This window comes from Rhodococcus sp. 06-221-2, assembly GCF_002258365.1.
Lineage (GTDB): Bacteria > Actinomycetota > Actinomycetes > Mycobacteriales > Mycobacteriaceae > Rhodococcoides > Rhodococcoides fascians.
In genome coordinates, this window is record NZ_NOYJ01000035.1 from 429,488 (window position 1) to 454,623 (window position 25,136).

Genomic DNA, 25,136 nt, shown 5'->3' on the forward strand with positions numbered 1-25,136 from the left:
ATCGAACGACCGTCATGGCGGTCGCATTTCCCGGTTTCCACCGAAAAACCCCGGGTATGCGATCGCCATGGCCGATTCAGCAGCATCACCCGCACCCACCGAGGCAGATCCGGACGATCCGCGCAAAGCGGATTCACCCGCCGATCTGACCAAGCCGTCGTGGATCTATGTACTGAAGAAAACCGCCCGTGAGTTCTCCCGGGATCAGTGCACCGACCTTGCAGCCGCGTTGACCTACTACGCCGTGCTCTCGCTCTTCCCCGCCATCCTGGCCATCGTGTCGTTGCTGGGTGTGTTCGGCCAGGGACAGGCCACGGTCGACGGTGTGCTGCAGATCGTCGGCGATCTAGGCCCGCAATCCGCTGTCGACACGTTGCGTCCCACCATCGAACAGCTCGTCCAAGCGCCCACTGCCGGATTCGCGTTGATGATCGGTATCGCAGGCGCACTGTGGTCTGCGTCCGGCTACGTCGGCGCATTCGGCCGCGCGATGAACCGCATGTACGAGGTGGACGAGGGACGGCCCATCTGGAAGCTGCGCCCCGTGATGCTTCTGGTCACGCTCATCGCCTTGACCCTGATTGCGCTCGCCGCCGTCATGCTGGCCATCAGTGGCCCCGTGGCCAAAGCTGTGGGCGACGCCGTCGGACTGGGCGACACCGCACTGACGATCTGGAACATCGCACGGTGGCCGCTGGTTCTGATCGTGGTGGTACTCGCGGTCGCGATTCTGTACTACGCAACGCCGAATGTGCAGCAGCCCAAGTTCAAATGGATCAGTTCCGGTGCCGCGGTCGGCATCATCGTATGGATTCTCGCCACCGTCGCATTCGGTTTCTACGTCGCCAACTTCTCCAGCTACAACAAGACCTACGGCTCCCTTGCCGGAGCCATCGTGTTCCTGCTGTGGCTGTGGATCACCAACTTGGCCTTGCTGTTCGGTGCCGAACTGGACTCCGAACTCGAACGCGGCCGCCAACTCCAGGCCGGCATCGTCGCCGAAGAGCGTCTGCAACTGCCGCCCCGAGACACCCGGGTATCGGACAAGAACGACGAAAAGGATGCGCAGGCTGTCGAGGAGGGTCGCAAATTGCGGGAGGAACACAACCGGACTCCGTGAACATCCCGGACGCCACCGACCGATCGATGAAACAGATCCGCGGGGTGCGCGGATCCGGTGTGGCGGTTCGATTGACACAGAGAGGCAGGGCAACGTGGCCGAGGAAGAAAATACGGAAGAGTCCCGACGCGCCCACGCCCCGGACTCCGATAGCTTCGGCGCATCGATGTACGGACACCATCTGGAGGGGGTCGTACGAGTCAGCAAGCGGTGCGTGGCCGAGGCCGGCGTGGACGGAGCTGCTGTCGCCATCCTCACCGACGATGCCGATGCTCGGGATCTGCTGTACGCCACGAACTCCGAAGCAGCCCGCATCGACGAGCTCCAATTCACCACCGGCGAGGGCCCCTGCATCGATGCCTTCGTCACCGGGGAGCCGCAACTACACCCGGACATCGGTAATCGGCCCGATACCACGGGATGGCCGTCGTTCGCGTCGGAAGTTCTTCAGGAGCTCGACGTGCATGGGGTGTACGCGTTCCCATTGTTCAGTGGTGGTGCTCGACTCGGGGTCCTCGAGCTCTACACCCAAAAGTCGGGAACGATGACGACACAACAGATCGCCGCTGCCCAGGCCGCGGCGTCGCCCCTCGGTGACATCGTCGTCGGAGAAGTGGCAGCCCAGCCGAATTTTTTCGACGAGTCGACACTTCGACCACCCGAGGGTGCATTTCGCTTCGCTCGATCCGACATCAACATCGCAGTCGGTGTGTTGGCCGAACGTCTGCATGTGTCGCTCGACGAGGCAACCGCGCGGCTGCGTGCCCGTGCCTACGCCGATGCCCGCTCGATCTCCTCCCTCGCGTTCGACATCGTCCGCGGAGACGGCTTGTTCTACGACGACCCGGGGAGCGCGTGACATCGAAGCCCACCGTCCATCGACCACGAACGTCCGAGTTGACAGCTCCAACAACGAAAGAAGGCCGAACATGCCACCCATCCCTCGCCCGGATCAATCGTCGCCGGCACCCAACGGCCCGACCGGAGCTCGCGATACGAGAGCCCAGACCGGTGATTTCCTGACGACTGCGCAAGGCGTACGTCTCCCCGACACCGATCATTCGCTCAAGGCGGGCGATCGCGGCCCGACGTTGCTCGAGGACTTCCACCTCCGCGAGAAGATCACCCACTTCGATCACGAGCGAATTCCGGAGCGCGTCGTGCACGCACGCGGTGCCGCCGCACATGGAACGTTCGAGTCCTACGGGTCGGCGAAGACCGTGACCAAGGCAGGATTCCTCGCCCAGAAGGGCAAGCGGACACCGGTTTTCGTCCGCTTCTCGACCGTTCTCGGATCGCGTGGTTCCGCCGACACCGTCCGCGACACCCGCGGTTTCGCGGTCAAGTTCTACACCGACGAAGGAACCTTCGACCTGGTCGGAAACAACATGCCCGTCTTCTTCATCCAGGACGGCATCAAGTTCCCCGACATCATTCATGCCGGCAAACCGCAGCCCGATATCGAACTGCCGCAAGCTCAGTCGGCACACGACTCCTTCTGGGACTTCGTCTCGCTGCACACCGAGGCAACTCACCACGTCATGTGGAACATGAGCGATCGAGGTATCCCGCGCTCGTATCGCACGATGGAAGGCTTCGGCGTCCACACGTTCCGCCTCGTCGCCGAGAACGGCGAGACCAGGCTGGTCAAATTCCATTGGAAGCCACTCGCCGGAGTGCATTCGCTGGTATGGGAGGAAGCCCAGATCGCAGCGGGCGTCGATCCTGACTTCCATCGACGCGACATGTCCGACGGCATCAAGGCCGGTGCCCCACTGGAATACGAGTTCGGAATCCAGGTCATGCCCGACGATGGCACCGAGACCTACGAGGGCATCGATCTGCTCGATCCCACGAAAATCGTTCCTGAAGAACTGGTTCCGGTGCAACCCATCGGCAAGCTCACCCTCGACGCTAACCCCACGAACTACTTCGCCGAAACCGAGCAGGTCGCGTTCCACACGGGCCACCTGGTGCCGGGCATCGAAGTCACCAACGATCCACTGATGCAGGCGCGTCTGTTCTCCTACCTGGACACCCAGATCACGCGTCTCGGCGGCCCCAATTTCTCGCAACTGCCGATCAACCGGCCGCATGCACCTGTCAACGACATGCTGCGAGACGGCATGCACCAGACCGCCGTCCACACCGGCCTGGCCCCGTACCTCAGCAACTCCGTCGACGACGGAGAACCAGCGGTAGCAGGTGAGAAGGACCACGAATACGTGCAGACCGAACGCCTCATCGAAGGACGCGCAGTACGAGCGAACCCCGCATCCTTCGACGACCACTTCACCCAGCCCACCATGTTCTATCGCAGCCTCAGTGCCGTCGAGCAGGATCACCTCGTCGAGGCATTCACGTTCGAGTTGGGCAAAGTGTTCGAGCAATCGATCAAGGAACGCGAGCTCGAGGTTCTCTCGAATGTCGACGCCGATCTGTGCGAGCGCGTCGCCGCCGGCCTCGGCCTGCCTGCACCAGTCGGCACACCCGCTGAGGACGTGCTGCTCTCCCCCGCACTGTCTCAGATCGTCGAGGCTCCAGGACCGATTGCCGGACGCAAGATCGGCGTCATCGCCGACGCCGGATCGGACCTGTCCGGAATCGGCAAGCTACGGACGGCAGCCGCGCGCCGCGGTGCCACAGTGCACGTCATCGCTGCGGCCGGCGGCATCCTCGGTAAAGGCGTGCGCACTCAGGTGGTCGAGCGAACATTCCTCACAGTTCGTTCGATCGAGTTCGACGCTTTCGTCGTCGCGGGCGGAACAACACCGACGAACGACATCAAGCTGATCCTGCTGCTGCAGGAAGCATTCCGTCATTGCAAAGCGATGGGTGCCTGGGGCGACGGAGCGGCACTGCTCGAGCAGGCCGGAATCGGTGCCGACGACGCAGGCGTCGTCATCGGCGAGACAGCGGTGAAAGCGTTCAACGACGCGTTGCTCGCTGCGGTCGGATTGCACCGAGCCTGGGATCGTGCCCCCGCGGTGATGGCGTCGAACATCCCGCCTGCAGTCCCCGACAAGCCTGCTCGTAAGCGGGCAGCCAAGGCCAAGGCCAGGAAGTAGGGCTACCCCGACTGGGGCTCGGTCAGCATCGCTGCCATGTCGTCCAACTCGAAGTACTGGGCGATTGCGTGCGCCGATCGAGCCCCGGCTGCGGGGTCCGCGCCTGCCTTCAGCAACATCCTCACAATGGGCGTCGACCGACGAAACACCGCGGCCGCCAACGCTGTTTGACCGTTGTCGTTCACGCGATCCACCGCAGCCCCCAGCGTCAGAAGCATGCTCACCGCACCTGGTTGTACGTGATACGCCGCCAGAATCAACAGTGTGTCGCCCTTGTCGTTGGTCAGGTCGACGGACCCTCCGGCCTCGAAAAACGACTGCAACCACGAGGCATCACCGCTGCGCGCGCAGTCGAATGCATGCCGAAACACAGCCAGAACATCGTCGTCCAGAACATCGTCGTCGTCCACCAACACATGATTCCCCGAGCGACGAGATTCAACCGAGGCATCGTCCGATCCAAGTCGACGGTGAACGGCACGCATCGTGGTCACCGGTCCAAAGTGAAGTACATCAGCGTGATGCGTCGCCGCATGACAGTGAGGTACATCGCGGCAATGAACACCCCGGGCCCCATCGCAGCTGCTTCGCCGGTGATGAGCCGAACCGGCCGAGGGTTCGTACGCTGGTCGTAGTCCAGTGCTGCGTGGTGCCCGTCCTGGGCGGTCGTGATCGCGAAGTCACCGAATGTGCGGGGTCGTCGGCGACCGATCCACAGGTTGGTTCCAGTGTTGCCGTCGAATCTCTTGCCGCGCCATATCGGGCGCGCGAGCATCGCGACGATGGAGGTGATCGGAGTGCGCAGCATGCCCGGAAGTCGTTGCAGAGCAATCAAAGACACTATTCTTCCGGTGTAGTCGCCGGCAAGGACGACGGGTGACGGCGAGGCGTTCATCAGCGACGCCAGATCGGCGAAGCCGAGACCGTCACGAGATGTCGGTATCGGAGCAGTGGCGTCGACGAGGCTGTGCAAGCGAATTGTGTTGTCTTTCATCGGATTCTCCTGACAGGTGTTCTAGAGCCCAGAGGTTTCTGGGCATCGGTGGATCTGGTGGCTGATGCGTTCGGCCATTGCGGCGATGGTCATGGCGGGCGGAATGCCCGGCGCGGACGGCAGTATCGACCCGTCGGCGACGAAAAGTCCGGGATAGTTGTGAACCTGCCCGGAGGTGTCGACCACGCCGTTCGTCGGCGACTCGGCCATCGGTACTCCACCGAGTGGGTGGACCGAAGCCAGACGCGTGCTGCCGCGACCGAAAGGCGCATTGACGATCGTGCGTTTCGCCCGGTAGCCCGACGCGATCGCCGTGGCGTGCTCGGCGAGTCTCTCGAACAATTCGGAATCGTCGTCGCGGTTGGTGCCGAGGTGAAGATTGCGCCCGTCGTAGGTGGCCTCCGACGCGATACGGTCCGCGCCCATACCGATCAGCAGGGCAGTTCGTGGCAGCAATCTCGCCACCGCGGCGGACGGGGCCATGTGGTGCAGGCGAAGCCCCACCTCGGCAGTGAGGAAATCACGTCGGCCCTCCGCGGTCAGATACGCAGTGATCGGCGGTCCTGCAACGGAATCGACTCGCTGCGCGGTCCGATGAACCACGGTCACCATGTCCCCGTTGGGGGTGAAGCCACGTCCCAGGGCGGAGCTGACAAGGGGCAGCGTTCCGAGCCGGTCGCGAGCGTCGAACAGGAGCCGCATCGTTCCCAGCGTTCCCGCCGACAGGATCAATCGAGGTGCAGATTCGACATAGCTGCGACCGCGTTCGTGGTCTCGGTACCGCACCTGCCATCCGCCGTCGGGTGTCTGCGACATGGCGACGACCTCACTCATGGCCCGCAACTCGGCTCCGTGACGCAGCGCCATCGGCAGATAGGTCGTTCCCATCGTCGCCCTACTCGGTTTGCCATGGGGATGGCTCGTGAGAGCCAGATCGGGAAAATGCACCGGGCCCAGTCCCGCTGCGGTCACGGCGCGGTCGAATGCGCGCGCCTTCTGCGGAATCGGCGCAACCGGACGTGGGGCGAGCATTGTTCGGACCGCGTCGATATGTGGCCGCATCTCGGCTGCGTCGATGCAGTCGGGGAAAGCGTCGAGGTAGGCGTCCGGTGGTGGCACCTGCATGTCGGTGTAGACGAGAGATCCGCCGCCGACCCCGCTGGACACCACACAGGTCAACCGGTCGAACTGATGTAGCTCGTACAGTCCGTGACGGCGGACTCCGACAGACATACTGCGTGACCGAGTGGAATATCGGATCCCTCGCACCATATGCAATGGGCCCGTCCGACCCGATGCGGGAACCCGGTCGCCATCCCACCATGCCCCACGTTCGAGAATCAGAACCCGGTGGCCGCCTTCTGCCAGTCGTGCTGCAGTGACCGCACCGCCGAATCCAGACCCGACGACTATGGCGTCCCACGTGGGCTTCGTCATGAACCCACACGACCGTTCACGCTGCCCTGCGCGGTGAGAGCACGACCGTCGAATCGATCGAACTCGTGCCACACCTTCTTCGGGGACACCCGCCGTCGCAGTGCCAACGACAACGCCGAGACAACGGCCCCGACCAAGTAGGTTCCCCCGACAATCAGTTCGTCGACCACGCGACTTCCCGGTACCGAATGCCCGCGCATCCGGCGAATCAGCGCTTCTGCGGTATTGCCGGATACGTTCAGCAGCGTCATGACTCGAACGACGGTATCGAGGTCACGGATTCGCTGTGGGCTGTACCGGTTTTCCATCCGACGTTCGAGGGCCTCGTCAGCACGACCGAGACCGTTCGCCGCTCGGCTCTGCGCCCACACCACCGCGATCAAGACATCGTCGGTCGCGTCGGCCGGATCCAAGCCGACCAGCCGCGCCAATCCGTCGCGGTCCGCGCCGGAGGTGATCGCGGCATCGTCGTGCATGAAAGCGCAGAACTTGCAGTCGTTGACCATCGCAACGGCGAACATGACCTGCTCACGCAGCAGCGGGTTGACGCCAGTCGGTGTCCAGACGGTGACAAGGCTGCGTCCGCGCCTGAGAAGAGTGCCGACATCACGCGTCATGGCGGCCGCAGTGAACGTGCGTTTACGGAAAGGGGGCACTACGTCGGTGTGCCGACCGGGTTGAGCTGCCATGTTCGCCACTTCCTTCGATCGATGCGAAGCGCAATGTAATCATCGATAACATTTCGATCGGTGATCGCACAGTAGGCGCTGTCTGCCTAGACTGTCAACGGGGCACGGGAAGACAGGATCGGGAGGAGTGGTCACAGTGGGCGGAGCAGCTGCACCATCGCGTCGAGAAGCTCGACGTAAGGAGACCGTCGACGAGATCAAGACGCGGGCTCGTGCGCATCTGGCCGAACACGGGCCGGGCGGGTTGTCCTTGCGTGCTGTCGCACGGGAAATGGGAATGTCCTCGGCGGCGATCTACCGGTACTTCGACAACCAATCGGCCTTGATCGGAGCGCTCTGCATCGACGCATACACCGCGCTCGGCGACTCCATCGACGCTGCTCGAACCGACGCGGACCCACATGATCTGCAGGCCCAGTGGTGGGCCATGGGCCACGCAATCAGACAGTGGACGCTCGCCCACCCCCACGATTTCGCGCTGATCTTCGGAACCCCCATCGCCGGCTTTCACGCCGACGCCGCAGTGACCGGCCCGGCAGCAAGCCGCGCACTACTTTCACCGATGGTGGTCTATCTCGCTGCGGTCGAGAACGGATCGGCAGACCTGACTCGGTGCCAGATCCCCGAACTGCTCGAGCCCGGCGATCTCGGGACCTATTTGCTCGATCTGCAAGAGACTGCTCTCGCGAAAAGTATCGACCGCCAACACCTTCTGCGCATAGCGGCGGTAGGACTCAACGCCTGGGCGTCGATCTTGGGTTTTCTCGTCTCCGAACAGTTCGGCAATTTGCCACGCCTGGTCTCGAGTGTGGACGCGCTCTACGACTCACACCTTCGGACGGTGTTGTGCGGGATGGGGTTCACGGAGTCGGAACACCACGACTGATTCAGATCGGGAAACCACAAAAGGGGTGGCCCAGGTATCGAACCCGGGCCACCCCTGATTGCACAGCTCAGAGCAGGACGACTCCCGCGAACACGGCTGCACCGACGAGCACGGCCCCCGTGAACGCCTGAACGCGCCGGTCCACGACGCACATCAACGACAGGAAGCCGGGCATCGATCCGCCCCGACGGGTGTGCACGATTGCCAACGCGCTCGGCATGCAGCGGCCGAGCGAGACCGTGACGAACAGAGCCGCACCCAAAGCGGGCGAGCCCATCGCTGCCACACCAAGTGCCATCAGGTAGTACGCACTCGACCGGATGTAGATCAAGAAGCCCGGGCCGATGATGGCACCGAACAACAGCGACACCTTCCACGGTTCCATACTCCGCCGCAGATGACGCGGTAGCTGCTGCCTACGCATCGGAGTCGGCATCGAGATCAGGCCCAGCTCGTGCAATCCGTATGCGAAGGCGAGAACCGCCCACACTCCGAGTATCGCGGCGACCGGCACCGCACCCGTGACCAAGGCCCCGGCAGCACCGATCACGGCACCCGTCACCGAACCGGTGACGACAGAACCCATTGCATGCCAACCGAGTCGACGGACGGGCGTCGACGATCCCTTACGCCCCGGCTGCTTCGGCGCTACGACAACTCCAGCGACTGACATTCCGCACGTCGACCAGTTGGCTGCGAGCGCTGTGACAGCTCCCGCGGCAATTACGACACCGGTCAGCCCGGTCGCAGCAGTCGGTGTGAACGCGAGCGCTGCACCCGCGCCGATCGCAGCAGCGACCGAAATCAGAACGGTGCGTGTGCCGAGCCCCACCGAACTCTGCAGGGTCGGCCTGATCTGGGGCATATCCTGTTGCAGTGCAGTGTGATCGATGATCGTGGTCATGGATACCTCCTCGATTTCTGTGGTGGTGCACATCAGCCGACGTGAACCGTTCCGGACATGTACGGGTGAATCGAGCAGTGGTACTCCACGTCACCCGGCGTGTCGAACGTGAACCGAAACGTACTGTCTCCGTTGACACCACTGTCGAATACGCCCTCTGCGTGAACTTCGTGGAGGAGCCCGCCATCGTCGAACTGCCACTCGACGGTGCCCCCGACAGGGACGGTCACCTCCTGAGGATCGAAGCGGACGTTGCTGATGAGCACGGTGGCGTCGATCTCGGGTTCGGCCGAGCACCCGGCGGCGATCGTCAGTATCGAGACCGCCACCACCGTTCTCATTCCTCGACGACGACCGTGCCGAGCATCATCGGGTGCGGGGTGCAGTGATAGTCGAATGTGCCTGCCTCCTCGAAGGTGTAGGAGTAGCTACCTTCGGTCAGCAGCTCGCTCTTGAAGGTCTCGTCGGCCGTCTCGACCACATCGTGCGGCAGACCGTTGTCGTCGAAGATCCACTCGACGGTCTCGCCCTTCTTGATCGTCACCGACGCCGGGCTGTAGCTCATGTTCTCGACTCGGACCGTCGCCGCGGGGGCATCGCTTCCCGAGTCGCTACTGCACGCCGTCAGGCCCAGCAGCGCAACCAGCGCCGCGACCAGGACAAGTATCTTCTTCATGGATTACCTCTCATCTGATGTACATCAAGTTCGCCGTCATACCCGCCTCGAAGTGATAGGCATTGTGGCAGTGGAACATCCACTCGCCGGGATTGTCCGCATCGAAGTCGATCGCCAACGAGGTTCCGGGCAGGACGTTGACGGTGTCTCGGCGCAGCCCGCCGTAGTCCGGAACCGCGAACGTGTGTCCGTGCGTGTGCATCGGGTGCCACATGGTCGACGTGTTGTTCATGGTGATGCGAATTCGCTCGCCCTGCTTCATGACGAGCTTGCCCGCATCCGCCCCGGCCATCGCCCACACGTACCGATCACCGGCCTGCAGCAGATCCACCGAGAACTCGCGGTCGGGAGCTCTGTCGGCCAGCTTCGACTTCTCTGCCGGCCGGAGGTCACTCTCTAGAATCAGTTCGCGTCCCAGCTCCGGAATCGATGCTCCGACATCAGGATTCGCCAAGGGTGCGGCATCTGTGCTGCGCAATACCGTCGAGGCGTATCCCGGCCTGCCCTCCACTGCGGCCACCATCGGCCATGCTCCGGAAGCGACGGTCACCAGCACGTCGTATCGCTGTGCCATACCGATGAGAATCGCATCGGTCTCGACCGGCACCACGTCGAAGCCGTCGACGGCAACGATCGTCATGCGGTGTCCTGCGACCGCGAACCGATACGGAGTCTCTGCTCCCGCGTTGACGATTCGCAACCGTAGCCGAGAGCCGGTTGCGGCCTCGACGACGGTCGGATCGTTGGGAGGTCGCCCGTTGATCAGGTGCAGCGGATAGGCGATGTGTTGCGTCATGCCCCCGAGCACCTGCGACTCGCCGTGTCCCGACGAGGTCAACGACGTTGCAACCGTGGCTTCGTCTGCGCCGATCGGAGCCGGAGCCGCTCCCCCGCCGTGACCGGCGTGACCGCCGCCGTGCAGTTCCGGATTCAGCGCTGCCATGATCGCGTCGGGTGTGGTTCCCAGTCCGTCGACCCAATCATCCAGTACCAGAACGGCATCGGCGTCGGCACCGGAGTTGTCGTGGGGATCTTCGACGATCAGGGCCCCGAACAACCCCCGGTCGGCCTGAAGGCCCGAATGCGAGTGGTACCAATACGTCCCGGGATCGGGGGCGATGAACGAGTAGTCGAAGGTGCTGCCCGGAACTATCGCCTCCTGCGTCACGGGTGGCACGCCGTCCATGTCGTTGCGAATCCGGATGCCGTGCCAATGGATACTCGTGTCGCTCGACAGGGAATTGGTGACCGATGCGCGCATCGTGTCGCCGGCCGTGAGCCGTAGTTCCGGCGCTACCGCACCGCTTCCGTAGGTCCACGTGTTCACCAGACGCCCGCCCAGGTCCACCGCTGCCATGCCGGCCGCGAGGGCGTACGTCGCTGTCTTCCCGGAGGATGCGCGCGCCGCCTCGGCGGCAGCGACTTCTGGGTCGGTCGGCTTGATGTAGTTCAACTTGTCCGTGGATCCGGATGTCCCCTCGGAGGAGGCGCTGCAACCGGCGACACCGAGTGCACCGATTCCCGCCAGGCCGACGCCTGCTGTCGCGAGGGACAGGAAGCGGCGTCGGCCCAGCATCGTCCGGGTGTCCGATGAAGTCACTCGATTTCCTCGGGGGTGATCAGATTCGTGATCGGGTTGACTGCGCCGTCGATGTCGACGGAGCTGACCTGCTGCCCTGTTGCGGCATCGAATCCGACGAGCTTCTGGGGCGCGACCCCGTCGACCTCGGCACCGTCGCCCAGTACGTAGAACGTCTTGCCGTCCAGACTGAACGCCATAGAGGAGAAGCTCTCGATGCCGATGTCCGCCAACGTCAACGAGCGAACGGGGGCAAGATTCGCAGCGTCGGACAGTACTATCTTCGCCACCGAGCCGCCGCGCGCAGAGTCCGGATGGATGATGCTGTCGGTGTAGGTGATGGCCATGCGGGTCGCGTCGGCGTTGATGACGTTCTCCGAGAAGCGTCCGGACGGGTCGCCGGCGTTTCCGATCGGCTTCACTGCCTCGGTGGGAAGTCCGTTCGAGAAGTCGAAGACGAACACGTCGCCGTTCTCACTGACAAGCAGAGCCTTCTTCGCTTCCTCGGCGAACGTCGTCTTACGGGTACTGACGAAGTCGTCCGGGAGGACCTTCTCGCGGCCCACCTCGGTCGGGACGCCGTCGTCACCGATGTTGACGTGCAAGAGCTCTCGGGTGTCCTCGCACACGCTGTACAGATCATGGCCGACCATCCAGGTGAACGGCCCGCAGCCGATCATGCGGAGTGCGCCCGATTCCTTGCCGGCCCCCAGATCCACGACGCGAATTCCGTAGAGCCCGTCGTCCCAGCTGACAAAGTACTTGCCGTCGGAGGTGACGGCGTTCGATCCTTCCCGTGAGTGCACGCGTGCCACATCGGGGAGTTTCGCCTCCTTCGGTTCGAGCAGGTTTCCCGAATAGGTACTGACGGTGAAGTCCGCTGCCCCACGTGATCCACGGGGACGCCACACCTCGGCTGCGACAATGGCCGGGTCGCTGCTGGTCTCGCCGACGAACCCGTGCACCACCGGATCCCAGATTCCCGCACCGACGGTCACGCGCGTGGTGACCTTGCCGGTCGCTGGATCGAGTGCGTTGACGGTCATTTCGAGCTTGCCGAAACCGCCTTCGATGCCGAGGATCTGGTTTGCGCCGATCGGGGTGATCTCGCCGACGTGGAGCGGCTCGGGGATCTGGCCCGTGATCTCCTGATCCTCTTCACCGAGACCGATCCCCTCACCGGGCGCGGTGAATTCGACGGACGGGTAGGTGACCTCGGTCGACGAGGCCGAGTCCTCGGTGTCCTCGCTCGACGAACTGCACGACGTCATCGCCAGTAGGGCGGCCAACGGGGCGGCAGTGAGTACCGCGGTGCGGCGTAGACGTGTCACGAGCCGGCACCTACCTTCGGGCGAGCAGCGGGACGGGCCTGGCAATCCGCGCCGACGATCGGAGCCATGGTGCACGTGTAGGCCTGCGATTCGTCCGAGACGCACCAGATGATTTCTTGGTCGTAACTGCCGCTGACCGGGTTGTACATCGTTGCCTGCATGTCGGGTTCACCGCAGAATGCATTGGAACAGCTCGGCGCACCGCAGCAGTCGTAGTAGGCGATGAGGTAGGTCTTGCCGTCGGCAGGGTTGGTGCAGCAGCCGACCCAGAATTCGGCACCGGGCTTGGATCCTGGTGCACAGGTGGTCAATCCGCCGCCTTCGCATGCAGCACAGGACGTTCCGTCCATGCTGCACCAGCGCCAGTAGTCGCACTCTGCGGGGTTGCTGCCGTCGTACTCGGGAACCTGCGGCTCGGGTGTGGGAGCCGCAGGAGTCTCCTGCGCGTATGCCCGAGAGACCGGAAGCGCGCTGACGACGGCTACTCCCGAGGCACCGAGCGTCCATCTGCCGATCTTCGAGATCATGGATCGACGTGAAACACGTTCGGACAGTTTACGACCCGACCGGCTCGCGAAACTACCTCCGCGTCCTGCCATCCATTCGGCCTGCTCGGCCACGGTGTTCTCGTCGACCGGATACCGCTGCTCGCTACTACCCGAGTGCGGATCGTGGGGATGTTCGTGATTGTCCATGTGCTCTCCGATGTGTGAAGGGATCCGAGTGGGACTAGGCAGCGCCTGCGTGATTTCGGGCAGCCTGGGTGTGCAGGTGCTGCAGCGACGGCGTACCGGATTCGAGTGCGTTGAGCAGACTCTCGACCTGGGCCATGTGATTGCACAGACCCTTCGCCTTGATCTTGCCGTGTTCGTCGAGAATGACGCCGAACGGTGTGGTGCCGATCTGGTACGCGATTCCTACGTCTCGGCCGTCGACGTAGCTCAGCTCGGATCCCAGTCCGGCTCCGGCGAGGAACTCTGCGTGCTCGGCCGGGGTGCCGTCGGAGATCATGACGATGTCGAGGTCGGATTCACCCTTGGCCATCGACTTCATACCGGGCAGAAGCGATTTGCACGTCGAGCATCCGGGAGCGGTGAACAGCAACAGCTGCGGCCGCTCGCGATGGCCACCGACACTGACGGTTCGTCCGACGTGATCGGTCAGACCGTGGAAGCTCGGCCCAGCTTGCTCGATCTTCGGGCCGGTATCCATCATCCGCGCGCCGAGGGGCCCCAAACGCACTTGTACTCGGCCAATTTCGCGGGCCAGTCCGAGAATCATGAGCAGAAGCCCGGCAACGGCCACGGTGAGGACGAGAACCATGGTCACGAGAAATACAGTCATCGACGTGCCTTTCGGAATGAGTGAAATCAGTAGCGGCTGACGGACGAGATTGCGCGGAGCTCGATTGCGGCGTTGGTGAGGTAGTCGTCGATCGGTCGGCGGCCGAAGGACATGACCGAGCGCGCGTAGACCCCGACCCACACGAGTGCGACGACGAACAGGCCGACTCCCGTTCCGGTGAGGCGGTCGAACACGCCGATCTCAGGAGTCAGAGTCACGGCCGCCGCGAGGATCGCGAACGACGCTGCGCGGGCGGAGTGCCACCATCCGATGTGGGCGACCTCTTCGCCACCGGCCGAGAACGCGAAACATCCGCAATCGAGATCACGGCTTCCACGCAGCAGGTTGATCGTCAGTCCGGCGAAGAACACGACGAACATCGCCGACGCGACCGCGCCCGTCACCACCGGAGCGATGCCGAGAATCAGGCCGACCCCGAGCACGATCTCCAGCCAGGGAAGCACTCGACCCACAACCACGGCCAGCTGATCGGGCAGCAGGCGATACCCGCGCACTGCGCGGATCATCCGCTGGTTGTCCGTGACCTTCGGTATGCCAGCCACCAACAGAACTGCGCCGACAACGCACGATAGGGCTGCCCAGAGCATCGCCAACTCGTCACCTCGTTCGCATCACGCCGCCCGTCGCTCGGTCGGCTGTACGAATCATGCGAGGTGGATGCGACGCCGACGCTTCTCCCGAGTTACATGCGGAACGACGCCAAGTGGTGCGTCGAGTGGCCGATCGACGCAGGTCAGAGGGATCTGACGCGCCCGACTATGGCCTGTATCACTGCCCGTCCGACGTCCGGTTCGATTTTGGGTCGCCGATTCTCACTTGAAGTTCCAACCGTTGAAATCGTTGAAACACGGAAGAAATCACCGCGTCGTACCTTGTGCTTCTCGACCGGCTTCATTCCCACTCAGGACACCGCCCTCAGGACAACAATGAACACCAGTGCACTGCGTGCCGCCCTCGAACAGGCCGCTCTGACCGAGCGGCCCATCAATCCTGTGTACTCCCCGTTGAGCGCGCTCGGACGTAAGCAACTGACTCCGTTCGATTTGCTCGGTCAATCCATGTCGACCATGGCCCCCGCGACGTGCATGGTGTTCATCGCTCTGTGGATGTCGACGTTCGAGGTGGGCAGCGCCGGGCTCGTCGCCATCGTCGGTGCCACATTCGTCATGACCCTGGTCGCCTTCTGCATCCGGCAGTTCACCCTCCGACTCGCGGCATCGGGTTCGCTCTACAGCTTCGTCGCCCATGGCCTCGGAAAACGGGCCACCCTGACCGCCGCCGCGGTCTTGCTCGTCGGCTACGTGGGCGTGTCCATTTCGGTGCTGTCGAATGCAGGCGCGAACCTCGTCAAGGTGGCCGACGTATCGGGACTTCACCTCGGTGGTGGATCGGTGATGATAGCCAGTGCCGTTGTCGCTGTAGTCGTCGTGTCGATCGCGGTCAGAGGCGTGCGCTTCGCGAGCCGGACCATTCTCGTCATCGAGATCTGCACCCTCGTCCTCATCACCGCGCTGCTGATGCGCGCGCCGGTCGAGTTGGACATGACGAGCACCTCTACGGATGCACCGATCGGGTTCGTCCTCTTCCTTGCAATGCAGACCGTGCTCAGCCTGGCCGGATTCGAGAGTGCCGCGTTCTTCGGGCCGGAGGCCCGTACGCCCCTGCGCTCGGTAAGCCGAACGCTACTGGTGTCCCCGTTACTGGTCGGGGCGCTCTACGTGTTCGCCGGATGGGCCGGAATGACCGGGCACGCAGGCACACTCCTCAACGCGTACTTCGGCGGCGTCGATTCGGGGGCGAGCCTCCTTCTCGTGATGGCGGTGAACATTGGCGTGTGCTCATCCTGGATCGCCTCCACGCTCGGCTTCGCGCAGGCTGGTTCGCGATTGTTGTTCTCGATGAGCATCGAGAAGATCGTCCCGAGCTTTCTCGATCGCGTACATCCTCGCTTCCGGACCCCCTGGGCCGCAGTCACACTCTTCGTCGGTGTCTCGTTGTTCGGGTCGCTGTGGCACAACCCCGATCACGCACCGGACAACTACGACGTCGTGATCGAGATTGCGCTCGTTCTCGGTTACACGATGGTGTCGATTGCCGCATTGCGATTCCTCGGCCGAATATCCGAACACACCGTGTGGACTCGACTGTGCGGATTGTGCGCCGCTGCAGCCGGATCCGGACTGTTGATATTCGCTGTGGTCGACACAGCCAGATCCGGAGCCTGGGCGTACATCGCGTGGTTCGTGGCGCTCGGCGCGTCGGGCGCGATCTGGCATCTCTGCTTACGCAGATTCCGACCCGAAAGCATCGAGGCCATCGGAGTGTTCGACAGCGTCGAAACAGCCGATCTGTTACCGGGATCGGCCGAACTGGAGATGAGCGCAGCGGGCAAACCCGTACTGACTCCTCCTCGTCACGGGAGATAACCGTGGTGACCGAACGACACGATGCGCGCCGGGGTGGATCGGGAACAGGGTTCGGGGGACAACAGCCGAAAGCCGTGCAGAAGGCTCTCGCCATGCTGGAGGCGGTGGCGTACCTGGGTGCCGGTGCAACCGCGAAACAGATTGCGGCGCATACACATGTACCACCGGCCACCGCCTACCGCATGCTTAACTTCTTGGTGGCCGACGGCTTCCTGGTACGAGTGCCGGACCTTTCGGGCTTCGCGTTGGGGCGGCGTACATCCGAACTGGCCTATGCAGCAACGGGATCGGACCCGGTCCGGACTGTCGCAGACGTTCTCGGCGACATGCGCGATCAGACGCGGCACGGCCTCTACGTCGCCACGATACGAGGCGGCACAGTGCGCATGGTCGACGTGGACCCCGACCACGAGGTTGTCTCGGCACCGACGATCATGCGAAACCCGCATGCGCACGCCGTGGGAAAGCTCATGCTCGCGTTCACACCCCGGGCCGTCGACAACCTCGAGTTGCGGGCGGTCACCGCACACACCCTCGTCGACGAGCTTTCCCTGCACAGCGATCTTGCCCGCATCCTCGCCACCGGAGTTTCGTTCGAGAACGAGGAATCACGAATCGGCCGAGCCGCTCTGGCGGTACCGGTACGAACGCGCAATTCCGATGTTGTCGGCGCTCTGTGTCTGCAGGGAATCGCGGGCAGAGTCGATCCCGCCAACTCCGCCTTGCTCGAATTCCTCGTCCAGGGAGCCTCGGATTTGGAAGGACTCATCTGAGCCGAATCCGACACCGACGTGGGAGAATCGCTCGGTCCACCGCACACGATGCGAAGATTGATGCTTCCCGACGAAACGGACCCGATGACCACCCTCCATCACGCACCGCTCTCGCGCGTCGATCCGAGCACCTTGTACCGCATCATGGCGCTTCGGGTCGAGGTCTTCGTGCACGAACAGAAGATCGTCGACGAAGCCGAACTCGATGGCGCGGACCTACTTCCGACGACCGAACTGTTCTGGATCCAGGACGAAAACGGTGAGGTGTTGGCCACTCTCCGAGTGCTCGTCGACGACACGGTCCACATCGGCCGCGTCGCGACCGCAACTGCGGGCCGTGGCCGCGGATATGCCGGACAGCTCGTCGAGGCCGCGCTGAAGGCATACCCCGGGGTGGTCGAGATGTCCGCGCAAGCACACCTCGAAAAATGGTACGGGCGATTCGGATTCACTCGAGTGGGCGAGCAATACCTGGAAGCGGGAATCCCGCACGTGAAGATGTCCACCCATCCCAGCTGAGTCAGGCCCGTGTCGGTGCGTGTGCAACTTGTGCTCCACTCTGCGCCCCGAGTCGGAGAATCCTCGCGACCGAGGCGTCGAGTGGAGCGTCAATTGCTCAGGGTCGGCTCCGCGGATGCGAGGCTGCAACGATCGATCCCCCGAGCACGAGTGCATTGCCGAGCAGAATGCCCGTCACCCCGAACGGGCCGGCAAGCGCGCCGACCGTCAGTGGGATGAGGATCTGCGCAGATCTGTTGGCCGACATGCGCAATCCCAGCGCCTCCCCCTGCGTGGATTTCGGCACGATCGACACCACCCACGACATGGTCAGTGGCTGCGGAATACCCAACGCGATGCCGAGTGCAATCATGACTCCGATGGCTCCGACGGCCTGTACGAACGGCAGCACGGCGAGAGCGGTCGCGCCCGCCGCCAGCGAAACATTCAGCAGCACAGTGCGACCGAACTTCGCGTCGAGTCTGCCCAGCCCCACTCGGCTGACCACCGACACCCCGGCACGCAACGCCAGCAGCCACCCCACCGTCGTCACCGACACCCCACGCTCGACGGCCCACGCGGGCACGAAGGCATAGAGCAGATCGACCGTCACGAGCACCGCGCCGCTGACCGTCAACGATTGCCACATACCCGGCAGCTTCAGCAATTTCAGCCCCGACGCTTCCCCTTCGGCAGGCTTCTCGGCACGAATGTGGTTGCGGCCGAGCATCAAGAACAGTGCGGTGGGGAGCGCGACCGCGGTGAAGGCACCGGCAGTGAGGATGCCTGCCGTCGTGTTCGGGCTCTCGATGCTCGCGCCGCCGAATCTCGACGCGACGGCCGTCACGGCGAGCGGCCCCACCAACTGACCCATCGACGCGGCGGCAGTCAGTGCGCCGAAGGCACTTTCGTTCTTGCCGTCGACGTGGGCGTGTGCAACGAACGCCTGCTGCCCGATCATGATGAGCAGATTGCCCAGTCCGAACGCAGCCGTGCACACGAGCAACGCCCACATTTCCGAAAACGTGACGAGTACACCGGTTGCGATCGAGCACAACACGATTCCCGAAACGATCACCACCGGCCCGCCGAACCTGTCGGCGATGCGCCCGATCGGCAGGGCCGCCAATACTGCGGGCGCAGCGAAGAGTGCCGCAATCACCGCAAGCGTTCGAGTGTCGGCACCCTCGGCGATCGCCCGATAGCCGATCATCAACCGCACCCCGACCCACCCGGCCTGCGCAGTCGTCGCCTGAACGGTCAGAGCAATGGAGTCACGAGAAGGCATCAGCGCAAGGGAATTTCGTCGGTTCCTCCGACCAACCTCGACACGTCGTTGATGTCGTCGCGCACCGCCCCGTACCGATCGGGATCGAGGTGGAAGATGGCCAACTGCAGCGCGTACGCAATGGCAATGGGAATGATGAGGGTGTTGTATTCCGAATCGTCACCACGTTGGGCGACGAGCAGATGCGTCGGCGCGGGGCGAAAGTGATATCCCGGCGCGTCGCTGATCAGAATCGACGTGCCGCCGCGTCGTTCCGCTTCCCGGACCAGCGCAGGCAGCTGCGACGGTGCCTCGCGCAGTGCGAATGCGATAAGAACGGAGCCCTCGGTGAAGCTGACGAACCGCTCGGCGAGGTCCTTCCCTCCGAGCCCGAGCTCGACGACCACCAGGCCGAGTCTGCGGAGCCGTCGTGCCAGCATGTCCAACGCGGGCCGCTCGTCGGCCTTGGAAAACAGGTAGACCACCCGCGAACGGTGAATGGCTGTAGCCACCTCCACCAACTGCTCCTGTGGGATGAAACTCGACAATCGTTCGAGAGCACGCGCTTCGTCGCGAGCGAACACGGCAAGCTCGTGACCGGTGTCGCTCCTCATCAGTGCCGATGCCGCAACCGGTTCGAGGCTGTCGCGCTCCAGGTCGGCACGAAGGTCGGGGAAGCCGCTGTAACCGAGCTTCTGCGCAAGACGCACTACCGTCGACTCATGCGTCTGCGCACGGGCTGCGACCGGGGCCGCCCGCAGACTCGACGGTTCGGGCTCACCGAGAAGTACTGCGATGACACGTTTTTCGGATGCGCTGAGCGATTTCCCGCTGCTGGCAACCACTGTTCGGAAGCTCATACCCTCCACTTTCCACTGTGTCTGTTGACACACTCAACCACAATCCTGTAAACCTGTGCAAGATTGCAAGTGACGTGAAGCACAGCAATCCGGCCGACCCCTCCAGGCCACATCCGAACATATCGTCAGAAAGGCAGCCGGCCGTGAAGATACTGCTCGGCACACAACACACGATCGAATGGATCGTGCTCGGCGCGACGCTGGTCGTCGGCTTGGCGACGGTCACCATGGCAACCGGGTACGGCATCGCCGCCGAACCCGGCGTCGGGGCGGGCTTCCTGCCTTTGGTGGGCGGCCTCGGAATGATCCTCGGCGGCGCGATGTGGGCGATACAGCTCGTCCGAGCGCCGCGGGTGACGGCACCCGAACCGGAACTGGAGCTAGAACCCGCCACCTCTGCGGCCGTCGCGTTCCTCTCCAGCGACAACGAGGAGGACGCCGACGAGACCGAACTCCCCGACCGCGCAGGCTGGATCAGAATCGGAGTGGTCGTCGCCGCGATTGCCGGCGCGGCACTGGTCCTCCCCACCCTCGGCTACACGCTCTCGATGGCGCTGATGCTCGCCATCGTGTTGACGTTCGTCGGGAAGCGCACCCCAGTGGTTGCCATCGGCGTCGCAGTGGCCACCACACTCGCCACCCGACTGGTGTTCGACGTCTGGCTCGGCACCGCACTGCCGGCTTCCTCCATTCCGTTCCTCGCCGATTGGGGGTTGTGAGTCATGGGATTTCCCGATCTGATGGCAGGTTTCGTCAACGTCCTCACTCCGACGCATCTGCTCTTCGCACTCCTCGGCTGCGTACTGGGCATGCTCGTCGGCGTCCTCCCTGGGTTCGGCCCCGCCGCTGCGGTGTCGCTGCTGATCCCGATCACCTTCGGCCTCGACGCCACCACGGCGCTGATCATGCTCGCCGCCATCCTCTACGGCGCAGCATTCGGCGGCACTGTCACCGCGGTCCTACTGCGCATTCCCGGTGAGGCGTCGTCCATTGCAACGACACTCGACGGCTACGAGATGGCCAAGAGCGGACGCGGCGGTCCCGCCCTCGTCGTTGCCGCACTCGCGTCGTTCGTCGGCGGACTGGTCGGCGTCGTCGGATTCGTCGTCGTCGCCCCGTTCAGCCGATTCGCACTCGAATTCGGTGCTCCCGAACTGTTTCTCGTCGCACTACTCGGCATGGCCCTGATCACCAGCTTCTCGGGCAACAACCCCGCGAAAGCACTGATCAGCGTCGGGCTCGGCCTGGCCATCGCGTCGGTGGGTATCGACTCCGGCCAAGGCATCCAGCGATTCACGTTCGGCATGCCGGAACTGTTCGACGGCGTCGCACTCGTGGCCGTCGTGATGGGCTGCTTCGGCCTCACCGAAATCCTAATCCAAGCCCGCTCGGCAGGCGGTGCCGGCCGACGACCACTCGCCGTCGGTAAGCTGCTGCCCACCAAGACCGACATCACCAGGTCTGCAGGCCCCACGATGCGCGGCTCCGTTATCGGCTTCTTCATGGGCCTGCTCCCCGGATCTCCGGGTGCTGCAACCTCATTGGCGTCCTATGCGATGGAGAAGAAGCTCACCAAGCGTCCCGGGCAATTCGGTAAGGGTGCCGTCGAGGGTGTCGCCGGACCGGAATCGGCCAACAACGCACTCGCACTGTCGTCGATGATTCCACTGTTCACCCTCGGCATCCCCACCTCCGCGACCGTAGCCATCATGGCCAGCGCCTTCACCATCAACGGTCTGATCCCCGGCCCACTGTTGTTCCGCGACAACCCTGAAGTGGCCTGGACCATCATCGCCAGCTTCCTCGTCGGCAACATCATCCTGCTGATTCTCAACGTGCCACTGGTTCGCCTGTGGATTGCCGTACTGAAGATCCCGTTCCACTACCTGATGGCGATGATCCTGGCCTTCATGTTCCTGGGCGTCTACAGCATCAACGGCAGCGTCTTCGACATCTTCATCATGCTCGGCGCAGGCGTCATCGGATACCTGTTCCACCTCACCAAGATTCCACTGACTCCACTGGTGCTGGCCCTGATCCTCGGGCCTCTGCTCGAGGAGAACTTTCAGCGTTCACTCTCGCTGTCTCGCGGGGACTACGGCGTCTTCGTCGAAGGTCCCATCAACAAGGTTCTCCTGCTCGTCTTCATCGCAGCCGTTCTGTTCGGAATGCTGCGCCCCGTCCTCGCTCGCATCCTCTCCCGCCGCGCCACCCGAACCCAGCCCATCAAGGAGCCCGTCTCATGAGAACACTGCCCACCCTGGTCGCGGCCATCTCCGCTGCCGCCCTGATTGCCGGATGCGGCTCGAGCACAACCGATTCCGGAGCGCCGTTCCCACGGAACGGTGCCACCGTCGAATGGGTCGTCCCGTCCGCCGCAGGCGCAGGCAACGACATCCTGGCCCGAATCATGGCCCCCGCCATGGAGAACGAACTTGGCGTGCCGGTCAAGGTCGTCAACAAGGAGGGCGGCAGCCAGGTCGTCGGACTGAACTACCTGGCCAACGCCAAGCCGGACGGTGAGACCATCGGCTTCACCAACATCCCGTCGATCCTCGGGCGATACCTCGACCCGAGCAAGAAAGCCGGGTTCGATCGCGAAAGCTTCTCGCCCATCGGGTCGTTCGCATCGAACGACATCGTGATCGGGGTCAACAAGTCCAGCCCGTACAAAGACATTGCCGAGCTCTTCGACGCCGTGAAGGCCAACCCGGGGTCCATCACCGTGGGCACCGATTCCAGGGCCGGCGACGACCACGTCAACCTCCGCACCCTCGAAGACACCCTCGGCCTGGACTTCAACATCGTTCATTACAACAGCGGAGCCGACAAGATCTCGGCATTGGTCTCCGGCGAAACCGACTTCGCCCTCGGTGGAGTGTCCAGCTTCTACGGCCAGTTCGCCTCGGGTGAGGTGAACATCCTCTCGGTTCTCACCGAAGAGCAGAACAAGCTCATCCCCGAGGTACCGACGCTGGCAAGCGAGGGATACGACGCGCCGTTCATGACCAACAACTTCGCCATCAGTGCCCCCGCCGGCACCCCGGACGCGACGATGACCACGCTGCAGAACGCCCTTGAGACGGCACTGGCCGACCCGGCAGTCGCCGAGAAGCTGACCGGCGCTGCGACGCAGCCCGATTGGGTGTCCGGTGCCGACGTCGCGACCCTGTGGGAACAGCGCGAAACCGAGATCGAACCGATCATCGCCGAACTGCTCGCCGACCAGCAATAAGTCACCGAAAGGCATCGATCTCATGAGTACCGAAACCTATTCCGCCACTGCCGTATCCGACGATATGATCGAACGCTTCTCTCGAGTGCCCGCAGCCAACGTAGGCGATGCACAGGAGCGCTTCGGCATCATCGCCGGACTGCGGCCCATCTGGGCCGGAGCAGCAGTCACCGGCCGGGCGTACACCGTCTGGACCCGATCGGGCGACAACCTCTACATCCACAAGGCCCTCGACGACGCCCGCCCAGGCGACGTCATCGTGGTCAACGGCTCGGGTGACGACACACGCGCCCTCATCGGCGATCTCATCGGAATTCGCGCCAAATCGCTCGGCATCGCCGGCTTCGTCATCGACGGTGCCGTGCGCGATGCCGACGCCTTGGCCGAGTTGGGTCTGCCCGTATTCGCACGCGGTGTCACACCGGCGGGTCCCTACAAGAACGGGCCGGGCCGACTGAACGAGCCTGTTGCACTCGGAGGAGTCGTCGTCTCACCCGGTGACATCATCGTCGCCGATGCCGACGGAGTGGTCGTCGTCAAGAGTGCCGATGTGGACGACGTCATCGTCGCGGCCGAGGAAGTGGTGGCGCGCGAGGCCTCGAAGCGAGCGAGCTTCTCGTCGTAGATGCGCTAGTCGGGTCCTCCACGGTGCGAGCAATGTCTGCTCCACTCCTGAGCCCCGGTGGCGGGATTCCCGCAGCCGGGGCCCCGACTAAAGCAGACCTCCCGTCAGCGAAGCGAGATCATTTCTTCTTCGGGTCGTGGCCCCAGTTCATCAGCGAGTAGCGCCATTTGGTGTCGGTGATGTCCCCATCGGGCCGCTGCGCAAGGTGTCGTTTGCAGTAGCCGACGACCTTTCGCATGTGCTCGTAGTCGTCGTCGGACAGGTCCGCCTTCTTCGTCTTCAGGATTTCGACGATGCGGCGGCCGCTCTCGTGGCCCGTCGACTCGCCGCCCTCCTTCTTTTGACCGACGTCCTTCGAGTCGTCGGTGCCGAGAAACTCGTCGAGTTCCTTCGCCGTCATGTTGACGAGGTCATCGAACTCCGTCTTGATGTCACTGTCGTCATCGGCCATCAGTCCGTCTCCTTCGATTCACCCTCGGTGGTGGTGCCGCGTGTCTCCCGTTCGACCGCATCGGCCTTTCTGAACTTGTCTTGTTCCTGCCATACCCACAGTTGGGCGGTACTCAACCTGCTGGTCAGATCCGATCACAGCGCAGCAGGGCGGCCCACTCGGAAGCCCTGCAGCAGGTCTGCCCCGATCGACGCGGCCGCTTCGAGGTCGTCGTCGGTCTCGATGCCCTCGAACACGCACCTCGCCTCCGTTTTTCGCGCGAACTCGAGCACCAGTTCAGCCAAGGCAGACTTGACTCGATTGCCTTTCATGCCGTGAACGACGAACGCGTCGAGTTTGATGATCTGCGGCTCGAGCACGACGAGCTGCCGCATACCTGCGTATCCGGATCCCACATCGTCCACTGCGACAGCGACGCCGCCGCGTCGAAGTTCGGCCAACACTGCGATCACCGCATCCTCGTCGTCCTGGGCGGCATGTTCGGTGAGCTCGATTACCAGTGACCGTCGTCGGCCGAAGTCGAGCAGCACATCCACGAGGGCAGCATCGACCAGTAGCGTTGCAGCACTCAGGTTCACGGCAACGAAGCAACCATCCGGCAGACGCGCTGATTCTCCCAATGCCTTGACGGCCGCAGATCTGTCCAGAGCAGGACCGAGGCCGCACTGCGCTGCATCGGCGAACCACGCCTCGGTGTCACCGCCGCCCGCCGGGAAACGCGACAGGGCCTCGTATCCCTCGATCACCCCATCACGTGCACGGACGATCGGCTGAAAGACGATGTCCGGGCCACCGCCTGCAATCGCAGCCTCCACCCGACGCCGTGACCGCAACAGGGTCGAGCGTAGCGGTGTCGACGCTGCCCTAGTCGACGGCACGATTCCACACCCGCACCACCGGGTGAAGCTGAACCGGAGCTGCAACCGGGCGCATCGCGGCAACGACTGCATCA

Annotated in this window: 27 protein-coding genes and 1 pseudogene; 11 read left to right on the top strand and 17 right to left on the bottom strand. The window is 63.5% G+C overall.

The features are described from left to right. The first annotated feature begins 67 nt into the window (after positions 1–67). From CH281_RS23735 to CH281_RS23745, 3 genes are all read left to right on the top strand, one after another. Positions 68–1,120, top strand: coding sequence for a YihY/virulence factor BrkB family protein (locus CH281_RS23735; RefSeq protein ID WP_094695673.1), 1,053 nt, complete (start codon positions 68–70; stop codon positions 1,118–1,120). A 94-nt stretch (positions 1,121–1,214) separates the two neighbouring features. Continuing rightward, positions 1,215–1,979, top strand: a complete 765-nt coding sequence (locus CH281_RS23740) for a GAF and ANTAR domain-containing protein (protein ID WP_032383110.1) — start codon at positions 1,215–1,217, stop codon at positions 1,977–1,979. 70 nt (positions 1,980–2,049) lie between these two features. Continuing rightward, positions 2,050–4,188, top strand: a complete 2,139-nt coding sequence (locus CH281_RS23745) for a catalase (protein WP_094695674.1) — start codon at positions 2,050–2,052, stop codon at positions 4,186–4,188. A 2-nt stretch (positions 4,189–4,190) separates the two neighbouring features. Here CH281_RS23745 and CH281_RS23750 read toward each other — a convergent pair whose 3' ends face one another. From CH281_RS23750 to CH281_RS23765, 5 genes and pseudogenes are all read right to left on the bottom strand, one after another. Beyond that, positions 4,191–4,598: an ankyrin repeat domain-containing protein gene (locus tag CH281_RS23750; RefSeq protein WP_230592012.1), complete on the bottom strand. Its 408-nt coding sequence runs from the start codon at positions 4,596–4,598 to the stop codon at positions 4,191–4,193. Positions 4,599–4,678: 80 nt separating this feature from the next. Continuing rightward, positions 4,679–5,182 (bottom strand): hypothetical protein, encoded by a 504-nt coding sequence (locus CH281_RS23755; RefSeq protein WP_032392152.1) that lies wholly within the window; start codon positions 5,180–5,182, stop codon positions 4,679–4,681. A 21-nt stretch (positions 5,183–5,203) separates the two neighbouring features. Continuing rightward, positions 5,204–6,415: a GMC family oxidoreductase gene (locus tag CH281_RS23760; RefSeq protein ID WP_032406097.1), complete on the bottom strand. Its 1,212-nt coding sequence runs from the start codon at positions 6,413–6,415 to the stop codon at positions 5,204–5,206. A gap of 93 nt (positions 6,416–6,508) precedes the next feature. After that, positions 6,509–6,619 (bottom strand): annotated as a pseudogene (locus CH281_RS27585) (NAD(P)-binding protein); the annotation flags it as partial. Beyond that, positions 6,616–7,308, bottom strand: coding sequence for a carboxymuconolactone decarboxylase family protein (locus CH281_RS23765; RefSeq protein WP_143544861.1), 693 nt, complete (start codon positions 7,306–7,308; stop codon positions 6,616–6,618). The gene CH281_RS23765 and the pseudogene CH281_RS27585, both read right to left, overlap by 4 nt. Positions 7,309–7,444: 136 nt before the next feature. Between CH281_RS23765 and CH281_RS23770 the strand changes: the two genes are divergently transcribed. After that, the gene (locus tag CH281_RS23770) at positions 7,445–8,194 is read left to right on the top strand and encodes a TetR/AcrR family transcriptional regulator (RefSeq protein ID WP_256984023.1); all 750 of its coding nucleotides are present in this window, start codon (positions 7,445–7,447) and stop codon (positions 8,192–8,194) included. A 67-nt stretch (positions 8,195–8,261) separates the two neighbouring features. Here the strand turns inward: CH281_RS23770 and CH281_RS23775 are convergent, their stop codons facing one another. The 8 genes from CH281_RS23775 to CH281_RS23810 are packed head-to-tail and all read right to left on the bottom strand — an operon-like array spanning position 8,262 to position 14,636. Beyond that, positions 8,262–9,098 carry a methylamine utilization protein gene (locus tag CH281_RS23775; RefSeq protein WP_094695798.1) on the bottom strand — a complete coding sequence of 279 codons (837 nt, stop codon included), beginning with the start codon at positions 9,096–9,098 and terminating at the stop codon, positions 8,262–8,264. Positions 9,099–9,130: 32 nt separating this feature from the next. Further along, positions 9,131–9,439: a biphenyl 2,3-dioxygenase gene (locus tag CH281_RS23780; protein ID WP_094695677.1), complete on the bottom strand. Its 309-nt coding sequence runs from the start codon at positions 9,437–9,439 to the stop codon at positions 9,131–9,133. Beyond that, positions 9,436–9,774 (bottom strand): plastocyanin/azurin family copper-binding protein, encoded by a 339-nt coding sequence (locus CH281_RS23785; protein WP_032387665.1) that lies wholly within the window; start codon positions 9,772–9,774, stop codon positions 9,436–9,438. The genes CH281_RS23780 and CH281_RS23785 overlap by 4 nt, the downstream gene beginning before the upstream one ends. Positions 9,775–9,784: 10 nt before the next feature. Then, positions 9,785–11,350 (bottom strand): multicopper oxidase family protein, encoded by a 1,566-nt coding sequence (locus CH281_RS23790; protein ID WP_094695678.1) that lies wholly within the window; start codon positions 11,348–11,350, stop codon positions 9,785–9,787. 20 nt (positions 11,351–11,370) lie between these two features. Beyond that, the gene (locus CH281_RS23795) at positions 11,371–12,624 is read right to left on the bottom strand and encodes a hypothetical protein (RefSeq protein WP_256984028.1); all 1,254 of its coding nucleotides are present in this window, start codon (positions 12,622–12,624) and stop codon (positions 11,371–11,373) included. Between the two features lie 56 nt (positions 12,625–12,680). Next, positions 12,681–13,379, bottom strand: coding sequence for a methylamine dehydrogenase light chain (locus tag CH281_RS23800; RefSeq protein WP_032387663.1), 699 nt, complete (start codon positions 13,377–13,379; stop codon positions 12,681–12,683). A gap of 34 nt (positions 13,380–13,413) precedes the next feature. Continuing rightward, positions 13,414–14,028, bottom strand: a complete 615-nt coding sequence (locus tag CH281_RS23805; protein ID WP_032374910.1) for a redoxin domain-containing protein — start codon at positions 14,026–14,028, stop codon at positions 13,414–13,416. Positions 14,029–14,054: 26 nt separating this feature from the next. Then, on the bottom strand, positions 14,055–14,636 hold the full coding sequence (locus CH281_RS23810; RefSeq protein ID WP_179274278.1) for a MauE/DoxX family redox-associated membrane protein: 582 nt from the start codon (positions 14,634–14,636) through the stop codon (positions 14,055–14,057). Between the two features lie 339 nt (positions 14,637–14,975). Here CH281_RS23810 and CH281_RS23815 point away from each other — a divergent pair, with 339 nt between their 5' ends. The 3 genes from CH281_RS23815 (at position 14,976) to CH281_RS23825 (ending at position 17,767) form a co-directional block, all read left to right on the top strand. After that, positions 14,976–16,475 carry an APC family permease gene (locus CH281_RS23815; protein WP_094695681.1) on the top strand — a complete coding sequence of 500 codons (1,500 nt, stop codon included), beginning with the start codon at positions 14,976–14,978 and terminating at the stop codon, positions 16,473–16,475. Further along, positions 16,472–17,248, top strand: coding sequence for an IclR family transcriptional regulator (locus CH281_RS23820; RefSeq protein WP_094695799.1), 777 nt, complete (start codon positions 16,472–16,474; stop codon positions 17,246–17,248). The genes CH281_RS23815 and CH281_RS23820 overlap by 4 nt, the downstream gene beginning before the upstream one ends. An 84-nt stretch (positions 17,249–17,332) precedes the next feature. Continuing rightward, positions 17,333–17,767, top strand: coding sequence for a GNAT family N-acetyltransferase (locus CH281_RS23825; RefSeq protein ID WP_094695800.1), 435 nt, complete (start codon positions 17,333–17,335; stop codon positions 17,765–17,767). Positions 17,768–17,864: 97 nt separating this feature from the next. Here CH281_RS23825 and CH281_RS23830 read toward each other — a convergent pair whose 3' ends face one another. Together CH281_RS23830 and CH281_RS23835 are read right to left on the bottom strand one after the other, a co-directional pair. Further along, entirely contained in the window at positions 17,865–19,034 is a 1,170-nt protein-coding gene (locus CH281_RS23830; protein ID WP_094695682.1) for an MFS transporter, read from the bottom strand. After that, positions 19,034–19,873: a MurR/RpiR family transcriptional regulator gene (locus tag CH281_RS23835; RefSeq protein ID WP_080729394.1), complete on the bottom strand. Its 840-nt coding sequence runs from the start codon at positions 19,871–19,873 to the stop codon at positions 19,034–19,036. The genes CH281_RS23830 and CH281_RS23835 overlap by 1 nt, the downstream gene beginning before the upstream one ends. A 143-nt stretch (positions 19,874–20,016) precedes the next feature. Between CH281_RS23835 and CH281_RS23840 the strand changes: the two genes are divergently transcribed. From CH281_RS23840 to CH281_RS23855, 4 genes are read left to right on the top strand one after another with little or no spacing between them, the layout of a single operon-like run. Beyond that, a complete protein-coding gene (locus tag CH281_RS23840; RefSeq protein WP_094695683.1) occupies positions 20,017–20,592 on the top strand; it encodes a tripartite tricarboxylate transporter TctB family protein in 576 nt (191 codons plus the stop codon). Positions 20,593–20,595: 3 nt separating this feature from the next. Continuing rightward, positions 20,596–22,119, top strand: a complete 1,524-nt coding sequence (locus CH281_RS23845) for a tripartite tricarboxylate transporter permease (RefSeq protein ID WP_032406095.1) — start codon at positions 20,596–20,598, stop codon at positions 22,117–22,119. Then, positions 22,116–23,108 carry a tripartite tricarboxylate transporter substrate binding protein gene (locus CH281_RS23850; RefSeq protein ID WP_032371761.1) on the top strand — a complete coding sequence of 331 codons (993 nt, stop codon included), beginning with the start codon at positions 22,116–22,118 and terminating at the stop codon, positions 23,106–23,108. Before CH281_RS23845 ends, CH281_RS23850 begins: the two co-directional genes overlap by 4 nt. Before the next feature lie 22 nt (positions 23,109–23,130). After that, complete coding sequence (locus CH281_RS23855) at positions 23,131–23,733, top strand: methyltransferase (RefSeq protein ID WP_094695684.1); 603 nt, start codon at positions 23,131–23,133, stop codon at positions 23,731–23,733. Positions 23,734–23,851: 118 nt separating this feature from the next. On the opposite strand, the gene CH281_RS23860 is transcribed toward CH281_RS23855, so the two are convergent. Together CH281_RS23860 and CH281_RS23865 are read right to left on the bottom strand one after the other, a co-directional pair. Further along, positions 23,852–24,184: a DUF3140 domain-containing protein gene (locus tag CH281_RS23860; protein ID WP_032387659.1), complete on the bottom strand. Its 333-nt coding sequence runs from the start codon at positions 24,182–24,184 to the stop codon at positions 23,852–23,854. A 134-nt stretch (positions 24,185–24,318) separates the two neighbouring features. Next, positions 24,319–25,062 (bottom strand): EAL domain-containing protein, encoded by a 744-nt coding sequence (locus CH281_RS23865; protein ID WP_179274279.1) that lies wholly within the window; start codon positions 25,060–25,062, stop codon positions 24,319–24,321. Positions 25,063–25,136: the final 74 nt, after the last annotated feature.

Excerpts from the sequence above, each read along its gene's own strand:
- CH281_RS23860 (WP_032387659.1), bottom strand. The coding sequence starts at position 24,184 with ATGGCCGATGACGACAGTGACATCAAGACGGAGTTCGATGACCTCGTC.
- CH281_RS23815 (WP_094695681.1), top strand. The coding sequence starts at position 14,976 with ATGAACACCAGTGCACTGCGTGCCGCCCTCGAACAGGCCGCTCTGACC.
- CH281_RS23850 (WP_032371761.1), top strand. The coding sequence starts at position 22,116 with ATGAGAACACTGCCCACCCTGGTCGCGGCCATCTCCGCTGCCGCCCTG.
- CH281_RS23735 (WP_094695673.1), top strand. The coding sequence starts at position 68 with ATGGCCGATTCAGCAGCATCACCCGCACCCACCGAGGCAGATCCGGAC.
- CH281_RS23795 (WP_256984028.1), bottom strand. The coding sequence starts at position 12,624 with ATGACGTCGTGCAGTTCGTCGAGCGAGGACACCGAGGACTCGGCCTCG.
- CH281_RS23810 (WP_179274278.1), bottom strand. The coding sequence starts at position 14,636 with ATGCTCTGGGCAGCCCTATCGTGCGTTGTCGGCGCAGTTCTGTTGGTG.
- CH281_RS23755 (WP_032392152.1), bottom strand. The coding sequence starts at position 5,182 with ATGAAAGACAACACAATTCGCTTGCACAGCCTCGTCGACGCCACTGCT.
- CH281_RS23845 (WP_032406095.1), top strand. The coding sequence starts at position 20,596 with ATGGGATTTCCCGATCTGATGGCAGGTTTCGTCAACGTCCTCACTCCG.
- CH281_RS23785 (WP_032387665.1), bottom strand. The coding sequence starts at position 9,774 with ATGAAGAAGATACTTGTCCTGGTCGCGGCGCTGGTTGCGCTGCTGGGC.
- CH281_RS23855 (WP_094695684.1), top strand. The coding sequence starts at position 23,131 with ATGAGTACCGAAACCTATTCCGCCACTGCCGTATCCGACGATATGATC.
- CH281_RS23780 (WP_094695677.1), bottom strand. The coding sequence starts at position 9,439 with ATGAGAACGGTGGTGGCGGTCTCGATACTGACGATCGCCGCCGGGTGC.
- CH281_RS23805 (WP_032374910.1), bottom strand. The coding sequence starts at position 14,028 with ATGACTGTATTTCTCGTGACCATGGTTCTCGTCCTCACCGTGGCCGTT.
- CH281_RS23775 (WP_094695798.1), bottom strand. The coding sequence starts at position 9,098 with ATGACCACGATCATCGATCACACTGCACTGCAACAGGATATGCCCCAG.
- CH281_RS23760 (WP_032406097.1), bottom strand. The coding sequence starts at position 6,415 with ATGTCTGTCGGAGTCCGCCGTCACGGACTGTACGAGCTACATCAGTTC.
- CH281_RS23765 (WP_143544861.1), bottom strand. The coding sequence starts at position 7,308 with ATGGCAGCTCAACCCGGTCGGCACACCGACGTAGTGCCCCCTTTCCGT.
- CH281_RS23835 (WP_080729394.1), bottom strand. The coding sequence starts at position 19,873 with ATGAGCTTCCGAACAGTGGTTGCCAGCAGCGGGAAATCGCTCAGCGCA.
- CH281_RS23800 (WP_032387663.1), bottom strand. The coding sequence starts at position 13,379 with ATGGACAATCACGAACATCCCCACGATCCGCACTCGGGTAGTAGCGAG.
- CH281_RS23830 (WP_094695682.1), bottom strand. The coding sequence starts at position 19,034 with ATGCCTTCTCGTGACTCCATTGCTCTGACCGTTCAGGCGACGACTGCG.
- CH281_RS23790 (WP_094695678.1), bottom strand. The coding sequence starts at position 11,350 with ATGCTGGGCCGACGCCGCTTCCTGTCCCTCGCGACAGCAGGCGTCGGC.
- CH281_RS23825 (WP_094695800.1), top strand. The coding sequence starts at position 17,333 with ATGACCACCCTCCATCACGCACCGCTCTCGCGCGTCGATCCGAGCACC.
- CH281_RS23745 (WP_094695674.1), top strand. The coding sequence starts at position 2,050 with ATGCCACCCATCCCTCGCCCGGATCAATCGTCGCCGGCACCCAACGGC.